This window comes from uncultured Nonlabens sp. (assembly GCF_947495285.1).
Classification (GTDB): domain Bacteria; phylum Bacteroidota; class Bacteroidia; order Flavobacteriales; family Flavobacteriaceae; genus Nonlabens.
This window is the reverse complement of the sequence record NZ_CANLXZ010000010.1, coordinates 43,019-60,289: the sequence shown is the minus strand read 5'-3', so window position 1 is coordinate 60,289 and position 17,271 is coordinate 43,019. Positions and strand designations below refer to the sequence as shown.

The 17,271-nt window shown below is 34.1% G+C and carries 11 protein-coding genes; 7 read left to right on the top strand and 4 right to left on the bottom strand.

The window, feature by feature from the left end; translation table 11 throughout:
* Positions 1 to 84: 84 nt before the first annotated feature.
* Genes Q0838_RS05920 through Q0838_RS05905 form a run of 4 tightly spaced genes read right to left on the bottom strand, consistent with a single transcriptional unit; the run spans position 85 to position 9,410 of the window.
* A complete protein-coding gene (locus tag Q0838_RS05920; protein WP_298952347.1) occupies positions 85 to 1,479 on the bottom strand; it encodes an RNA-binding domain-containing protein in 1,395 nt (464 codons plus the stop codon).
* Positions 1,476 to 6,269 (bottom strand): hypothetical protein, encoded by a 4,794-nt coding sequence (locus tag Q0838_RS05915; protein ID WP_298952345.1) that lies wholly within the window; start codon positions 6,267 to 6,269, stop codon positions 1,476 to 1,478. The genes Q0838_RS05920 and Q0838_RS05915 overlap by 4 nt, the downstream gene beginning before the upstream one ends.
* Positions 6,270 to 6,275: 6 nt before the next feature.
* Entirely contained in the window at positions 6,276 to 9,119 is a 2,844-nt protein-coding gene (locus tag Q0838_RS05910) for a DEAD/DEAH box helicase (protein ID WP_298952343.1), read from the bottom strand.
* Between the two features lie 18 nt (positions 9,120 to 9,137).
* The gene (locus tag Q0838_RS05905; RefSeq protein WP_298952340.1) at positions 9,138 to 9,410 is read right to left on the bottom strand and encodes a helix-turn-helix transcriptional regulator; all 273 of its coding nucleotides are present in this window, start codon (positions 9,408 to 9,410) and stop codon (positions 9,138 to 9,140) included.
* 189 nt (positions 9,411 to 9,599) lie between these two features.
* Here Q0838_RS05905 and Q0838_RS05900 point away from each other — a divergent pair, with 189 nt between their 5' ends.
* From Q0838_RS05900 to Q0838_RS05870, 7 genes are read left to right on the top strand one after another with little or no spacing between them, the layout of a single operon-like run.
* Entirely contained in the window at positions 9,600 to 10,988 is a 1,389-nt protein-coding gene (locus Q0838_RS05900; protein WP_298952339.1) for a phospholipase D-like domain-containing protein, read from the top strand.
* Positions 10,981 to 11,733 (top strand): vWA domain-containing protein, encoded by a 753-nt coding sequence (locus Q0838_RS05895; protein ID WP_298952337.1) that lies wholly within the window; start codon positions 10,981 to 10,983, stop codon positions 11,731 to 11,733. The genes Q0838_RS05900 and Q0838_RS05895 overlap by 8 nt, the downstream gene beginning before the upstream one ends.
* Position 11,734: 1 nt before the next feature.
* Positions 11,735 to 12,532 (top strand): hypothetical protein, encoded by a 798-nt coding sequence (locus Q0838_RS05890; protein WP_298952335.1) that lies wholly within the window; start codon positions 11,735 to 11,737, stop codon positions 12,530 to 12,532.
* A complete protein-coding gene (locus Q0838_RS05885) occupies positions 12,525 to 14,570 on the top strand; it encodes a hypothetical protein (protein WP_298952334.1) in 2,046 nt (681 codons plus the stop codon). Before Q0838_RS05890 ends, Q0838_RS05885 begins: the two co-directional genes overlap by 8 nt.
* Positions 14,570 to 15,892 carry a DUF4407 domain-containing protein gene (locus Q0838_RS05880; RefSeq protein WP_298952332.1) on the top strand — a complete coding sequence of 441 codons (1,323 nt, stop codon included), beginning with the start codon at positions 14,570 to 14,572 and terminating at the stop codon, positions 15,890 to 15,892. Before Q0838_RS05885 ends, Q0838_RS05880 begins: the two co-directional genes overlap by 1 nt.
* Positions 15,892 to 16,263 carry a hypothetical protein gene (locus Q0838_RS05875; protein ID WP_298952330.1) on the top strand — a complete coding sequence of 124 codons (372 nt, stop codon included), beginning with the start codon at positions 15,892 to 15,894 and terminating at the stop codon, positions 16,261 to 16,263. The genes Q0838_RS05880 and Q0838_RS05875 overlap by 1 nt, the downstream gene beginning before the upstream one ends.
* Positions 16,253 to 17,266, top strand: a complete 1,014-nt coding sequence (locus tag Q0838_RS05870) for a hypothetical protein (protein ID WP_298952328.1) — start codon at positions 16,253 to 16,255, stop codon at positions 17,264 to 17,266. Before Q0838_RS05875 ends, Q0838_RS05870 begins: the two co-directional genes overlap by 11 nt.
* Positions 17,267 to 17,271: the final 5 nt, after the last annotated feature.

The window sequence follows — 17,271 nt, the reverse complement described above, 5'->3', positions numbered from 1 at the left end:
CACCTGATTTACCCACCTAAAACAACCTGATTAATTGTAAAACCAATGTTTACAGAGGTTTATAAGCAACTCAAATTAATTTATTTACCCACCTGATTCACCCACTTCTGGATTAATATAGTTGAGAATCCATCGTCCACCTTTTGTTCCTTCTCGATTTAGTAAACCTAAATCTTTTAAATATTCCATATTATTATCTAAAGCTGTTGATCCAATATTTGCTAAATCTGCTATTACAGTTTTAGTCATTTTTGGGTTATTGTGAATCGCTCTTAAAATCGTAATACGTGTATCTGTAAGTTGTTCTTTCCATTTATTAATCCATTTTTCAAAATCAAAAGGTCTTGTGAGTGTTACGGTAAACATTCCATCAAAAGAAAATTGTGGTGCTTGTAAATTATTCTCTTTCATAAGGTCTTTAATACGACCTATACCAGAACCTATTTGCTCTACCATACGCATACGTGCAAAAAGTCCAAATACTAATGGATTACGACTGTGGCTACGCTTACCAAAATCTTTAGAAGACACCGCACTTACCAGTCCACCTGGATTAGCAATTTCTACACGATCATCAAAAAGCTCTATGGTAATGGTTGCGCCTCTGTCATAATAATCTCTGTGCGCAAGTGCATTAACGATGACCTCTTTAAAGACTGTTTGTGGTATTTCCCAGACTTCCTCACGTGGCCCAGTGGTACCTTCAATATCATAGCGTACATCTAGTTTGTTTTTTAACCATTGAATCGCTTCTTTATATTGTACGTATAATGGTCCAGTAAATTTTTTATCGTCTACGATGTATCGTTTGTCCTTACCGTCGAAAGCCACACAACGTATCAAGGCAGTATCAATGTATTGCTCTGGAGCATTCCCGAAAAACAAAACCGCTCCGTTTTTAAACGCTTCGTTTTGGTCTTGTAGTTTTAGATTTCTAAATATTTGCTCGTTAGGTACTGCGCTCGATAAATTTGCTTCTGCTTTAAACTCGTTTAAATTTTCTGTATGAATACCTGTCGCAATGTCAAAAGCTGGACACGGAGTTTCATCAAAATAGATACGATCTGCTTGCTGAAAAAAATCACGCATTTCTTCAATCTCCATTACTTTTTGTGAATTAGGACCATTACGCACGTAAATAGCTCCACTAAGTGCATAGGGTTTTTGAGTGCCAGATGGCACTTCTATAACCCAGACTTCTTTCCCGTCTACGTCAACAGCATATACATCACAATTAAGGGTTGGTTTAATTTCTCTAATACTGTTTTGAATGGCAGAACGCTTTGCGTTATCGATTGTAGCGCCTTGTATTACATTATCATCTTCTACACCTATTAATACGGTACCGCCAGATGCGTTAGCAAAAGCGCATATTTCTTCTGTTACTTCTTTTACTTTATTAGGTAAACGTACCTTGAATTCTGCATTGTAACCTTCTCCAGAAGCTGCAATACTTTTTATATCTTTGTCTGTGATCATACTACTGCTTCTTCTGTTTTAAAAATGGCCTCAAAATGTGCCCAAGCTGTTTTATAATCTTCTACGCGGTCGCACTTTGTAAATGGTGCGTGGTAGGTTACTTCTTTATCTAAATACAATTCACTTTTAGTAATGGTATGTTCATAGGTTTGACCAGCTTTCATAGCTGCGATAGTGTTCCAATCGCCTCTGTCTAAACCAACACCTACTAATCCTTTAGAAACCGTAAACACAATGTTGCCTGTGGTATCATACCAAGTGTCATCTTCATTTTGTTGCAAAACAGGAAATTGTACATTATACATTAAAATAAGTTCTTCTAAGGATAAGCCTAATGCCATTGCAGTAATTACATCAATTTCAACAAGTGCTTGTCTACGCTCAAACCAATTGCGTAATGGTGTATCCCATTTCCATTCTTCAGTTAAGGCACTAAAAGGTTTTAATCGAGTGTCTTTTTTGCTCCAAGTTTCTTTTTTAAAATCATCGTTCCAGTTGCGTTCCCATAAATCTGAATATTGATTATTCAAACAATTCAATAAAAGGATACGAGAAGATAAATGATTCAAAAAGATTTCATCTACTCCCATAGGGAATGACCTCAAGGTTCGATCATATAAATTTGATCTACCAATGGATTTTAAATAAAAGTCAAAAATTACAGAAGAAGATATAGCTGCTAATTCAAGTAAAAGACTCTCTGATTTGAAAATTATCGATATAACACCATTAACGTGAGAAGACTCTCTAGCTAAAATCGCACCAGCTAAAGACCTTTCGGTATTAATATCTATCATTTTTCTAAAACCAAGTTTATAATAATCAAACCAACTATCATATTTCGATCTTCCATCCTCATAAGTTCCATTTTTAAAACCAATGATGGAGTGGTGGTAATCTTCGGTTACATTTAATGGGATGTAATTTGTTCTTTGAAAATCTTTAGGTCTCTGGTAAAGAGATAAATCTATAATATCGTAATGAGAATTTTGAGAACAAACTTCCCTTGGCGTTTTATATAAAGGATTGCCAACAAAAAAGTGAGGACCATTATATATCATATCGTATGATTTTGTATCAGGGATTTTAGTCTCTCTCTTTATAAAACCATTGTTAATGTCATTTGTTTCGTGCCAGCACTCACTAGTTTTATGTTTATAATCGTCTACGGTTCTTTTGAATTCTCCTATTTTATCAAAGATTTCGATTAACTCTTGAGAATGAACGCTCACTAGCTTTGTTCCTGCCCAAACATTACTATTCTCAAATGTTTTAGCAAGAATTCTTAATTCTCTTTCCTTAAAATTAATAATACGCGACTTGTGAGGTAATGTATTCCAAGTAAAATTACTTGATATTTCATCTCTTACCTTCATACCGTGCACAAGACCAGTTCCACTATGAGAAAATGAGGATGTAATAGTTGAAGGATGAAAAAGGTTGTTTATTGCATAAAAATCTGGTGTTTTCTGGATATTTCCATAAATACAAATTCCGTAGAATCTAGTATGAGATACTTCTGAAAAAAGCATTAGTTCATTACGGAAGTTAAAATAATACCTTAATCTTTTATTAGCCTTCTCTCTAAATCTTTCTCCTTTTGGATCATTAAAAATATCTACAGGATGAATGATTCCTAAAAAACCGTTACTGGAAATCATACCAAAATTATTTTCAAGGATGCATTTATAAAGATTAGTTTGCTGACCTTTCAACAAAGGGTAGTTTTGAAACCCATTCATAAAATTAGCAGCAGATTCTATTGCAATATATTCAGAGAAATAAGCTTCTTTTTGAATTTCATTATTCAGAAATTCCTCCTGCAGCTTTCTAACTTTAGGTGCAGCAACTTTTCGTATCTCTAACTCAGGAAATGATTCACCCATTATTCCTTTTTCTTCAAACTGTAGTTTTAACCAAGGTGGATTGCCAACGATAACGTCAAAACCGCCACGGTCATAGAAGACTTCTATAAACTCAATCTCGTTATGAAAAAAGCGATGCTGTTGTGCTAGCTGTTCAATATTCTCAATGCGGTCGCTATTGTCAAATAGGGTTCCTGCTTTTGCTTTTTTACGTATTTGGTCTTTGATGTCTTGTGCAGCCCCATCAGCCAACAGCTCGTTACTGTCTATTTGTAATATAGATTCTACCTCGTTATACCATTCTGTACGATTAGGTAACAATCTAATATCGCGCACATCCCAAAACCATAAACTACACCAGTAGTCTAAAATCATTTTTAACTTAAAGTAAGGAGCAGAACGGTCTTTACGAGAATCTGTTAATCGCTCTTTTTCGTCATAGCCTTTAGTGGTCGTTTGAGGATTAGGCTGCCCATATACTTGGTACACAGATGCAGTATCTTTAACCATACCCATTTGCTGTTTGTAATGTTCTTCCAGTAAATAATCTATAACATTACTTATCTTTTCTAGTCGATTTAACTCAACTCTGGTTAATGGTTTTTTAAAGTCATTACGCCAGTCTTTAAAAGCAATTATTTCAACTTCGGTTAATTCATTTTTTAATAATTTGATACCATAACTCGGCACCATATTATCATCTGGTAATAGAAAATGATAGATTTGGTTTTGCTTTCGCGAAAGCGTACCCTTTTTATTCCACGTTACACGTTTAGGCGCTTTATCCCACCATTGTTTAGAGATAGGTTTCTTTGCTATTTTACCATTTGCTAATACAGGAAATTCTTCTAAACAATCTTTACTGTTATAAACCTTTAACCAAGCACCAACAACTGCGTTACCAGCACCAAGGCGGTGTGCAAAGAATGGTGTTTCCATATGCTGATGCATACAGTTAAGCCATAAAGAGAGTTTACCCAGCTCTACTGCAGTTGGGTTTAAATCAACACCATAGACATTATTTGCAGCGATGTATGCTTTTACCTTTTGCAACTCGTCTTTATAAACACCTGGTGTAATGCGCTTGCGACCAGCTGCTTGTTCTTCATTTTCTTTTAACTCTAAATATGCAACTGCTAGTTGGTTAATTACCTCATTATGGAAGGCTGCTGCTCCCATTGCTGGTTCCAGGATTTTAAGTTTTAAAATCTCATCGGCACAAGCCTCACCTGTAATTGTGCCATCTACAATAGCTTGAGTAGATTTAAGACGCTCAATAATACCTTTAAGTGTATATTTTACGGTAGTTTGTGTGAGTACTTCTGGCGTATAATACGAGGCTGAGTTTTTACGGTCACGACCATTAAGGCGATATACAAAATGTCCTTTAGGTATGATAATGTCTTGATCTGGATATTCTTCGTGCTTTAAAATCTCTGATTCCTTGAAATCATCACGTCTGATTTTAGGTACTAAGAATGTGCCCTCAGAGCCGTTTTTATCTTTTGCATTTTTAACTTCAATGAGATCTTCTCTTGCAAAGAAACCAGAGTACGATAGTAAACTTTCGTACACACTACCCAACTGGTTAATACCCAGATTAGAGTAGGATATTCTACCACGTCCTTTATTTTTTGTGCGTTCAGAAAGTGATAACCGCACCACAATTTCTTGTAATATCTTATTGCGAAATTGTATCCCTTTTAACTGCTTTAAAGATGAATTATCAAACAATGGAGAATCTAATGGTCGCATCTGGAAACCATCTTTTAAGTCTGATCCTGTATGCAGAAAATCAAAGAGTTTCCATAAACTTTCTGAAAAGAAATAACCATTACGAGACGAGTCTGTAGTTAAGGCTACCATTTCAAGATCGCGTAACATTTCTAGACTGTACCCTTTTTGATACGTGCTATCTTTTATAGGCAATATCTCAAGATCTGCTCGGGACTCTGCATAGAATAAGAACAGGAGACGATACACCATTTCTAGGCATTCATCTTTAAGCTCTCTGGCAAAGTTCTCATTGTCGAGTAACGTAACGATTTCCTTTTTTGCTTCTAGGGTTTTGGCTTGTGATGACTTGTAATAAATAGCTTCGTTTGCCAGTTCTTCTACCGCATAGATTACGGCACTTTTTAAGGTAACAGTAACGCCATAACTCGCTTTATGTGCATCTTCTTCAAGACCAACGAGTATGCTTTCGGTTTCTGAAATGAATTGCTTCTTGGCTAATAGCGCATAGAATAAGGCTAATAAATTTCTGTTTGAAGCTGTTTTAGTTACTGTAAAAAGCTCTTCTAAGTCAAAAAGTAAATAACTATCAAACTTCCACTTTTCATACTGAATCAAAAATATTTTAGGTCCAGCAAGCATTATCAAATACACAGGACGTTCTTCTTCTGGAAGTAAAAACAGTTCTGAAAGCGCTTCTTTTATAACCTCTGGTCGTATGTCATAACCATCCCAAGAGTCAGGAAGAACTTTCTCCCAATCGTCCTTCATATAGCTTTGCTCATACAATCCGTCTGCATCTACATCACCTACTTGAATCATAGGTTGCATCTCCATTATGTACAGGTAAGGCTTGTCGTTCTTGTTGAATCTGTAACGTACTGGAATGATTTTTTTATCGTCCATTACTACAGGTTCATCATAAGCACGCACGCCATTAATGTAGCCCAATGCTTGTAACAGTTCTGTATGGAAATCGTGGGTTCTTTTTACTTTATCCTTGGTTCTACGTAGGTTTAAGTAGTCGTTCTTAAACTTGTAATACTTCTCACTTAAAGGGGCCACCTTGCTAGTGAACTCTTTAATGTGGTCTGCGCTATAACCAGATTTATCAAACACTTTCTTTGGAAAATCTTCATCAAAGAAATGCTGGGAAAAGTAATCGCCTATATTTTCTAAAAATTCTATCATTACTCGTTATGCATTATAAAATACTGCTAGTACTCTTAAAAAAGGTTCGTTTTCTAATTGGAAAAACTCATTGTAGAATTCGTCCATTTGCTCTTTAACATAATTTACCTCGCGTTGTCGTTTTTTCTTATGGAAAGAGCTGCCACCTGTATCTTCATCACCAAATTTGATTTCCATCTGTGCTTCTGAAGCTGTGAGCCAAGTTTTTAATTTATTTTGATAGGTCTCTAATTTCTCTTCCATTTCATCTTCAAGCCCACCTTGAATTTTGAAATCATAAAACTGCTTTGCACTTTTAACCGCTTCTGGAAGTAGATCTTTGATTTGGTCAAGTTGTGCTGCGGTAGTTTCTAGCTCAGGTAATGTGTCTTTGAGACGGAACTGATTTAAGAACTCTTCAAAATCTTCAAGACTTCCCACGCTAACACCATCAAAAGATTTTCCGATGACATAGGTTTTTGAAAAAATAGGTTTTCCTTGCTGGTTAGAAGTGATGCCTTGAAACACAAACCAAGCAGTGTTTTTAGGTAGTGGTTCTCGTAATCTTGCAACAAGCGCCTTACCTCGATCTACTTGACCTAATAATTTGTACTGCATCCATTTTGCAATAGGATTCAAGTCGTATAACAACTGGAAATTAGGCCATTCATTCTGTTTCTTTCTAGCTCTTATAATAGCTTGCTCAACAATTTCGGGATCTGTTGTTAAGTTGAACGTTTCGTTCTTTTTTGGAAATGCTTCTTTAGGCATATCGTATAAAACACCCTTAGAAGACAATTCTTCAAATTGCTCAATCTCTACAACTTTATCGGCTCTATCAATAGTGATGCACGGTATTAATCGCTCATCTTCTGCTTTTAATTCATCAATTAGAGTAGCGTAATAACTAAAGTCGTCTTGGTAAAATGAAGCAAAACCTTCATCTATTTTATAAGAAGCTTTAGTTGTTGCACTATCTTCTGTAAGTCCTGCAAGCCAGTCGTCGTCAATCGCATCTTCATCCTTAGTATCTAAAATGGTAGCGTCACCAGTTGCTAATGCTTTTTCTACCAACTTCGTTTCTTGTTGTTGGTCATAGAAACCCATTACACTACCTGCATCTCCTAAGCTCTTGTGAACTTCCTCTTCTTTCTCTTTTAGTTTTTCTACAATTCTAATATCGCCTTGCACGTCTTCACTTTTTGAATCTGAAATCAAGTAGTATATAAATGGCGTTTCTGTTTGACCAAAACGGTCAATACGTCCATTACGCTGGTCTAATGTGATGATAGACCAAGGGATATCATAATTAAACATTTGATTACAGAAATAATGAAGGTTTACACCTTGACTACCTGCATCTGAAGCTAAGAACAAACGAATCTCACTGTCTTCTTTTGAGAAGTCTTCTAGTATATCTTGTTGCTGCGTATCGGTCAAACTTCCATTAAACTGAACAACTGCTTTTGGTTTTAATCCAAAGTCCTCCGTTAAATTCTTTTCCAGTTCGTTTAAGGTTGCACGACGTTCTGCAAAAATGATGATACGTTCATCATTCTTTCTTCCTTTCCAACCCATCTGATCCAACTTGAATTTGAGCTGATTATATTTAGAATCGCTTTTTTCGTCTACAATATTTTGAAGAATTTCTCTTAAATCATCGAGGTGTTCAAGAACGCCTTCTTCATCACGATTTTTTTCTATTCTATTGATAACTGTTTCCAAACAAGCTTTAGGCGAAGACATATAGGCTTTAAATAGACCTATCGAAAATAAAAGTGCTCCAAAAGTGGAATTCCCATTACTTTCTTCTTGAGCCACTTTTTTGAAATCTTGAATGATTCTAAGCGCTTCCTCTTCATCTTGATGTAATGGGCAGTCTATTTTACTCGTGATACGATCTCTAAAGGCATCGCCAACTTCATCTTCAATATCTTTTTTAAATCTACGAACATATAAAGGTTGGATATCTTCTTTGGTAAACTCACCATCAAATGGAATCGCTGTTGGATCTAACATACCAATAAGGTTTGCAAAATTCTCTCGCTTACCATTGTGAGGTGTTGCAGATGTTAAAACCATAGCTTCTGTTCGTTCCGACAAGAACTTTGCTAAACCACCACGTTGAGACGCTACGTTTGCAACTGTGTGGCATTCATCAATAGCAACTATATCCCATTTTACACGCTCTAAATAATGCCTAAACTTTGCATTGTTTTTAAGGGTGTCAATCGACACAATTACTTTATCATAATAATCAAATGGATTTTTGTTAGATGGAATCTCTGTTTTGATTCTAGCAATTCCTTGACTATCTAATCGTACTAATGGAATTGCAAAACGTGCCCATATCTCTTGTTGAAATTGAGCCAAGATAGATTTAGGTGTTACTACTAATACTTTCTTTCCTTTTCCGCGTCTTATCAATTCTGCAAGAAAGATTCCTACTTGTACCGTTTTACCCAAACCTACTGCATCAGCAATTAGAATTTTAGGTTGTGGTAATTTGAGTGCTTTTATAGTTGATTCATATTGATAGCTTGCGCCACGAATGGCTGCTTTATGAGCGATTTCAATATGTTCTGAATAATGTGACGAATTTCTAAAGGTCGTTTCAAGAAACAGTTTTGTTTGTCTATAATGCGTAGAGGTATCTGCTTTTAATTCAGTCTCCTCTGGCTGGATGACTTTATAGTTTTTTTCTAATCTTAGATCAAACTTGAAGCTTTGACCATAGACTAATTCAGAAATCCCTTCGACATCAATAATGTCGCGTTCCCTATTTGTCACAATAAAGTCTTCTCCTCTTAAGCTAATCCTAATTCCTGGAGTAACTTTTTTGGTTTGTTGGGTTAGTGTATCGTTATTCAAATTATACTTTATTGGTCGTTATACATTTTCAATAGCAAGTCTCAATGCCTCCTTAGAGAACTTTTCACTTCCTACCGTTTTCAAAATCTTGTCTGCCAGCCACATTGTAATTAGTTCTTTCTTGGACTGTTTAAAGATTTTTGCCAGCGTATCTATGTCCTCTCTTCTAAAAGAGCGTTCACCGCGTTCCATCTTACTCAATAGCGCTTGATCGATATCTAGCTTTGCAGCAAGTTGCCGCAGCAGGATATCATTAGCTTCTCTCAGTGTTCGTATATGTTCACCTATCATTTTCAGGGAGTTTTACATTAAAAGACTTGACAAATATTGGACAATTTAAGGAATAAGTGGGAGATTATTTCTATTTTGTGGTCTTAAAGTTTTCAATTTCAATAAATGAAAACTAATTACGGTTTTCCTCAATGATGCTAAAAATAAATGTCTCATTTTTGAAATATATACTATGCTAACCAACCCAATATGCAGATAGACAGTTATTTTACACAGCAAACAGATGTAAAAAGTATCATATTAGAACATTTAGATAATGCCGAGGATATTGTATTTGTTGCGGTTGCCTGGTTTACAGATACCAAGCTTTTTAAAAAGTTAATAGAGATACAAGCAAGAGGAGTGCGTGTAGAAGTTATTATCACTAATCACGAGTTCAATCATAATTCAAGAAACAATTATTCTCAAATTGATACAAATGGTGGTTACTTTTCTATGGTAGGAAACGATATTAAGTTAATGCATATGAAATTTTGCATTATTGACTTTAATACAGTTGTCAGTGGTAGTGCAAATTGGTCTAAAAAAGCATTTTCCACTAATAATGAAGAGGTCACAATCGTGATAGATAATTTGCAAAGAGCAAATGAATTTGTAGCTGAATTCAAGCGACTCAAAGAACTTTCTAGTAAGACAGATGATGCTAAAGAGGCGCTTACTTTACAAGAAATTTATAAGCATTTTAAACTTATAAAAGCATTTTTAGACATAGGAGAACCTCTTAAAATGCAACCCTATATCTATAAACTTGAAGACCATCCTGATGTTGCTCATATCCTAGAACTTTTAAAAGCTGCTGATTATGAGAAGGCTGTAGATAAAATGAATGCTTTTGAAAAAGAGCGCACTGTATTAGTAGACATTACAGCAATTGAGAAACAACAATTACTTAATCAAATCAACTTAATTTCTTTTCAATTAGAATCATTAGAGGTTAAAAAAGCTGATGTTGAACGCGTATTAGAGCAATTTAATCACAGATACATTCTAGAACTCAATCCCTTGATCTCTAAAATTTTACAATTAAAGCGTAAGATTTATAAAAAGCTAGAACGATTTGGTTTTATAGATGAGAATTTTAAAAATGTAGATGAGGCGTTTCATCAAACAAATGAAGACTATGAACGAGAAAAGGAAATCAATATACCAGATCTAAATGAAGCTGATACACGCAGTATTAAGGAGCTTTATAGAGATGCTTCAAAATATTGTCATCCAGATTCTTTAAAATGTGTTTTTGATGATAAGGACGAAGCTTCTGTCGCTTTTACAGCCTTAACAGATGCCTACAAGAATAATGATTTAGATGCAGTACGCAGCATTCACGATGACCTTACTTCTAAGAACCCTAGTTTTAATCTTTCTGCCGAAAATGAATTAGAGAAGTTAAGACTGCGTTTTGAATCTCTAAAAGAAAAGTACACACGTCTTAAAGATGAATTAGCAATTATACTTTGTTCTGAGCAATACAATATGATCATCGCAATAGAAGATTGGGATATTTATTTTGAAGAACAAAAAACACATTTAAAGGAAGAATATAAATCACTAGAAAAAGAATATACAGAAGATGAGTAATAAATTACAAAAAGCACAAGGTGCGACTCCTAAAACTACCGCCAAAATTGATTTGTCGAAAATTAATACTAGTGCGCTTACAGCCGGACTTTCTAAGCTAACTATTCCGCGACTTTTTTATCAACTTGTAGTTTTTGTTATGGACGGCTCTGGTTCTATGACTTATCCAGGTAAAACTGGTTTGAGCAAAGGAGAAGAATTAAGCGAAGCATTAAAAGAGTCTTTAAAACGCCTTCAATCGAGTAAAAATAAAAATTGTTTTGACGTTTCTATGTATGCGTATGCTAATGAAAGTGTAAACGTTATCAAAGAAACGTCTGTAAAAGATTTAGATTTAGAAAAAGATTACAATCCTCGTAATTTCATTACTCATTATGACTCAACGATGCTTGCCGAAACGATGGAAGCAGTTAAGCAGGAATGTTCTGCATATTTAAGAGTTAATGGAGATAAAAATGCGCAAGCACTTATAATTGTTCTAAGTGATGGTGTTGTGTTTGATTATGAATTAACCTTGAAAAAATGTAATGAGCTAAAGCTTAATAATAAAATTACCATTTCGTCTATCTTTTTTGAAAGTACAAGTTGGCAAGAAGGTTTTGATACAGATGATTTAGATGACTACAAGGAAAGTATGAAAATGCTTGCTTCAGACGAATCTTTATTTACCTCTACACTTAATCCTGACGAAATAAGAAATCATATGATTAAAAGCATATCAACCGTTTCTAAAATTAATCATTAATATGTTTTTAAGCGCAGCACATATTGATGTTAAGCTTCATCAAGATTATGCAGATTTCTTTATTGATGAAGAAAACAATCAAAAAGGACTAATAATTTGCGATGGTATTGGCGAGTTTAAGGATTCTGGTATCGTAGCGAGGACAGTTGCAGAGCTATTTATTGATAAACGAATGCTTAAAACTGAAAATATAATTCTAAGTAATGAGCTAAAAGGTCTTAAAGAGAAAGGGATAACAGGAGGTACAACGCTTATAAGTTTAGTTACCGATTTAAAAAACAATAAAACTAATATTCAATATCTCGGTAATGGTGGGATTATTCAATGTAGAGGAGACTTTGCTGTAAATGCAAATTCTGGAATTTCTTATCGCTATTCAGATATTATGATTCCGCATATTTCCCCAGAAGGAGCACTTACCAAGCATATCTCAAATCATAGTGGCAAGCAAGAATTAAAGGCGTCAGAAATTGAATTAAAATTAATATCAGAAGTAGGAGATGTTTTGTTGTTGTTTTCAGACGGTATTGGTTCTTTAGAAAATAATTTCATATTAAGGGATGATGAAGAAAGGTATTGGCGGTATGAGAATTCGGTTATTCAGCTTATTTTGGAAGGTCTTGATTCTCTTTTAATTAAAAATCAAGATGCTGAAACTTTTGAGGAGGAACTGATTATGTTCAATAAAGAAATTTTAAGACAACTGAAATCTGAAAGTAGATTAGAAGATGATGCTGCATTAGGTATCTTAATATCTCCAGAAGTTTTGCACTATTATAAATCTAAGATTAATGGTTAGAACAATAACAAAAATCAGAGACCTATCCATTTTAGATCAGGGTAATGCTAACAACATAAAGTCTATAAATACCGTTGATTTTGACGAATCAGAAATGGGTGCAGGCGGTTTTGGTAAGATACATTCAATCAAAAGTATTAATGGAGTACAAAGTGATCTGTATGTAATCAAAATTTTTTCTGATAAAGAAAATGAATCTCACGGATACGATACTATTGAAAAGCTCCATATCAAACTAAAGAAGAATGAACTTAAAAATGGCATACCTACTTACATAGAACGTCCCGAATTATTGGGTCTGCCTTTTGCAGCCTTTAAAGGTTATGATGAGATTGAGGAAATTGAGGTTGTTGCTTTTATAATGTATAATCTCAATACTTTAGGTTTTACAGACTACGGCGCAGAGAATACCGATAACTCAAAATATCGTCAATTAGAAATACCTGATAAGGTATTTATCAGTCATCAATTAGCACATACAGTTTCCTTTTTTCATTCTTTAAAATTTATACATTCTGACTTAAAAGAAGCAGCTATTTGGTATCATCCACAAAAGAAACAGCTAGCTATTATTGATTATGATAGCGGATATCATTTTGACACACAAGAAAAACCTTCAACTTTAGGGGCAATAGGTCACTGGATGTCTGGAGGATGGAAAAAACTAATAAATACTGACGACGCAAATAAAGTAAGTTCTGTTAAAGATAGACTGAGGGAAGAATATTGGGTTCTCGCTAACGCTATTTTTGAATTGGTTTTTGACGTAATGCCTTATTTTTTTCTGAAAGATTCAGACGATGCTACTAAAAAGAAATACCTTAAAAAGAATGAATGGCCAGCAATAGATTATGAATCAACAGAGTTTTTAACTGAAAACAAAACGGTTCATAACAATCTTCTTGCAGTTATGTCAAGCCTAAGTGATGCTGGATTAAAAGAACTTATCGATAATTTTTCTAAAGTGTTCAATGCTGGTTATTCTAATAGTTCCGTTAGAATTTCTCCAGATCAGTGGGCTTCATTCTTAATGATGTTAACAGATTCCTTGGGGACATTACCACAAATTGAAAGTATTGAATCTGATAAAAAAACAATATCAGAGAAAAATGAAATCGTTACTATCACTTTTAAAACTGAGTATTGCAGATATATAATAATCGATCAAAGTTACTATAGTCCAATTTTGCACAAAACCGCAGAAGTAAAATGCAGAACAAAAGAGAACAATTTTGATATAGTTGCTTATAACCTCATTGGTAACAGTAAAGAGCTTTTAGAAATTAATGCATTACAGCGCGAGCCCATACTTAAAAATTTTAAAGTTAATAAGTATTTAAGAGATACGCTGGAACCACTAGTGCTTTCTTGGGATACGGAGAACGTTAAGAAAGTAAATATATCTAACGTTGAAGGCGATTTTTCTGGTAATACCCAAATTAATATCCTACCTAAAACAAAACTCATTTATAAGATAAGTGCTTACGGTTATTTTGATGAGCTTATAGAACAAGAATTAACTGTAGATGTTATTAAACCAAGAATTAAAAGGTTTGATTGGGAAATCAACTTGAATGAAGGTATTGATAATATTGATTTAATTTGGGAAACAGAAAACACAAAAGAGGTTCAAATAACACCAAAAGTAGGAGTTCAAGATCCTAATGGCTTAATGCACGTCCGCATAAGAGAAGAAACCATCTTTACAATTTTGGCAGTGGGATTATTTTCTACTACAACAGAAGAATTAAAAGGACATCCATTTCCAGCGCCTGTTATTAAACAACTCTTTGTGGAAATACCTAAAATGAATTTAAGCACCCAAATAGAATCTGTTGATTTAAAAAGCTTTAAATCTTTAGAGATTCATTTGGAAAAATTAAATGCAGGTATTTCTTCGTTACAACACTTAGAATTACCAAAATTTGAAACAAAGAATAGTTTGATTGAAAGTTTTGACGAGATTGAACAGCCCTCGAAAGATTTCGCTATTCACACGATATTTAAAAGAATTAAAAACATAATCCACCAGTCATAATGAGTATTATTAATAACATAAAGAGAGTGCTAAATAAGCCATTCAGAAGTATCAATAACCTTTTTCTTTGGGCCTCTGGAGCAGATCTAGATATTTTGAAACAAGCGCCAACCGATAACAATAAATATTTTGGAATAGGTGGTACTATATTATTTACTGCATTGATGGCTTCTTTTGCTGGAGGCTATGCTTTTTTTACTGCTTTTAAGAATCCAACCTTAGCAATTGTTTTTGGATTGTTTTGGGGTGCACTAATATTTAACCTTGATAGATACATAGTCTCTACGTTTGGAGTTGGAGATGGTAAGAAGACTATTTCTAGACAAGAGCTTCTTGAAGCTGCTCCTAGACTTTTTATGGCGATGATATTAGGCTTCGTAATAGCGACTCCATTAGAATTAAAGTTATTTGAAAGTGAAATTAAAGCAGAAATAGCTCGTGAAAATCTTATTACAACTCAAGAGCAAAATACCAATGCAATTGAAGTTGCTCAATTTCAAAATGCACAGGATCTACAGGAAATTACTACGTTAAGAAGGATAACTAAAGAACACGAAGAGGAAATTGCTAGTCTTAAAATAAAAAGAGACGAAGCTTACAATAAATATATGTGTGAGCTAAACGGTACTTGTGGAACAGGAAAGCCAGGAGAAGGACCAGTGTTTAGAGAGGCAAAAGCGGCATACACACAACTCAATGAGGAATTCACCCAGCTCAATTCTGAATATTCAGAAAAAAGAAGAGCTGATTATAAGCGTATTGAAGAACTAAATGAAAAAGCAGAAGCTAATTTAAAAAATGCTAAAGAAGCTGTAGCTAGAACTGAAACAGATATGCAAGGTCGTAACGGCTTGTTAGCTCAATTATCAGCAATAAGTAGTTTAAGTTATGAAGAAAAAGCAGTTATGAAAATTGATGATGAAGGAAACCAAGTTATAAGTCATTACGAGACTCAAAAAACTACAGTTTGGTATGCAAAATGGCTCATTACTATCCTATTTATTTTTATTGAAATAGCCCCTATTTTGTTTAAAATGATGACGGAACGTGGTACTTACGATGATATTTTAGATAGGATTAAACACGAAGCAAAAGTTAAGCAACTCTTACTACAGAGTAATATAAATCAAGAGATTAATTCATCTGTAAAAGTACATACAGCTATGAATGAATTAAAAATTGAAGAAGAACTTAAAGCTAACGACGATTTAATAAAAAATATAGCAAAAGCTCAAGCTGAAGTTGCTGCAATAGCAATTGAACAATGGAAGGAAGAGCAAATGGAATTAGTAAGGAATGGGAAGAAAAAGATTATTGAATAATGAGAAAGCCAAAAAGTAATCTAGAAAAAGGACTTAATTATATTTCAAAACTATCTAGTTCCAAAAAGGAAAAACTGATGGCTACTTTGAAGAAAGTGAAAGAAGTTCAGTCTTCAGACCTTACAACCAAGCAAAAAGCAAAAGAAATAAAGCGAATTATGTGGAGTGATCAATCCACCAGCAATAAGCTTTTTATTGGAGCTTTTTTAGGTGCGATTACAGGCTTATTTATATTTGGAACTGGTGGTATTGGGATTGCAGCTTTAGGAACAGGTGTTGGTGTTTGGGGCTGGCTTGCAACTGCTGCTGGTGGTAGTTTTATAGCTTCTTTAATTCAGAATTACGAGAATAAGGAAAAGAATGACAAATAATTCAATAGACCTCATTACCCTAGCCATCAAAAACTTCGACATAGCTTCTCTAAAAGAACTACTCGAAGATGACAAAACATATCAGGACGTGTCAAAAGAATTTTTTCTTGAAAAACTGGAAAAGAAGTTCAATCAAGCTAAGCGTGACGATTGCTATTCATTTGATGATGTGTTTTTTGGTATTTGTGGTTCTTGTAACAAAGGTTGCGAAGGGATGACTTTTCTATCTAATTCTGGATACTACCTAGACCTTTTTATAGAGAGCAAAGACGGTGAAATTGCTGATGATATCTACGTTTGTAATAAGTTGACGAACTTTAGAGATCTTGATAAATCAATGGATTTAGGTTTTAGTTTTGGAAAAGATGAATATTATGATTTTAAACCAAATCAAGAATACACACTTTTACAAGAACAATACGAGAATTTATTTAAGGAAGTTACCTCTATCAAAAATATAGTCAAAGTAGACGATTTTAAGAGTTGGTACAGCAACTTTAATTACCTAAGCAATACTATTAGAGGTTTCGGTCCTTTTGAGTGCTTTGCATATAAACTATACAATAAAGCTTACAATTTAACTTCTCAAGTAGAACGTGTTTTTGAGATATCTTTAGCAACAGAACAAGCATCTGAAGGTCTAATTGATTACCAATCTTGTTCTTCAGAAAGTGAAAAGTTGATTTGGTTCTTTAAAAATCAAAAAAATCATTATGGGTCTATCTATTATGAGTTTCCAGAGAATTGGAAAACTAATTCACTCATAAATTATAAGCAAGATATCGTTAAGTTGACTTTAGATATTAGTGGTTACGAATATGTAATAGATTACTTTATAACGGTTGATAAACTTTATGATGATTTAATAGAAAAATATCAACCATTACCAGAACATTTTGAAGCTTCTGAGTTTGGTAGTATTGAATATTCCTTAGAGAATTATTTAAGGTTACATAACAAGCACTTAGACGTGATTAAACATTATGGAAGAAAAGGATATTAAATGAG

Bases quoted from the DNA above. Each gene is read 5' to 3' on its own strand.
- Q0838_RS05880 (WP_298952332.1), top strand. From the start codon at position 14,570: ATGAGTATTATTAATAACATAAAGAGAGTGCTAAATAAGCCATTCAGA.
- Q0838_RS05915 (WP_298952345.1), bottom strand. From the start codon at position 6,269: ATGATAGAATTTTTAGAAAATATAGGCGATTACTTTTCCCAGCATTTC.
- Q0838_RS05905 (WP_298952340.1), bottom strand. From the start codon at position 9,410: ATGATAGGTGAACATATACGAACACTGAGAGAAGCTAATGATATCCTG.
- Q0838_RS05890 (WP_298952335.1), top strand. From the start codon at position 11,735: ATGTTTTTAAGCGCAGCACATATTGATGTTAAGCTTCATCAAGATTAT.
- Q0838_RS05900 (WP_298952339.1), top strand. From the start codon at position 9,600: ATGCAGATAGACAGTTATTTTACACAGCAAACAGATGTAAAAAGTATC.
- Q0838_RS05870 (WP_298952328.1), top strand. From the start codon at position 16,253: ATGACAAATAATTCAATAGACCTCATTACCCTAGCCATCAAAAACTTC.
- Q0838_RS05875 (WP_298952330.1), top strand. From the start codon at position 15,892: ATGAGAAAGCCAAAAAGTAATCTAGAAAAAGGACTTAATTATATTTCA.
- Q0838_RS05920 (WP_298952347.1), bottom strand. From the start codon at position 1,479: ATGATCACAGACAAAGATATAAAAAGTATTGCAGCTTCTGGAGAAGGT.
- Q0838_RS05885 (WP_298952334.1), top strand. From the start codon at position 12,525: ATGGTTAGAACAATAACAAAAATCAGAGACCTATCCATTTTAGATCAG.
- Q0838_RS05895 (WP_298952337.1), top strand. From the start codon at position 10,981: ATGAGTAATAAATTACAAAAAGCACAAGGTGCGACTCCTAAAACTACC.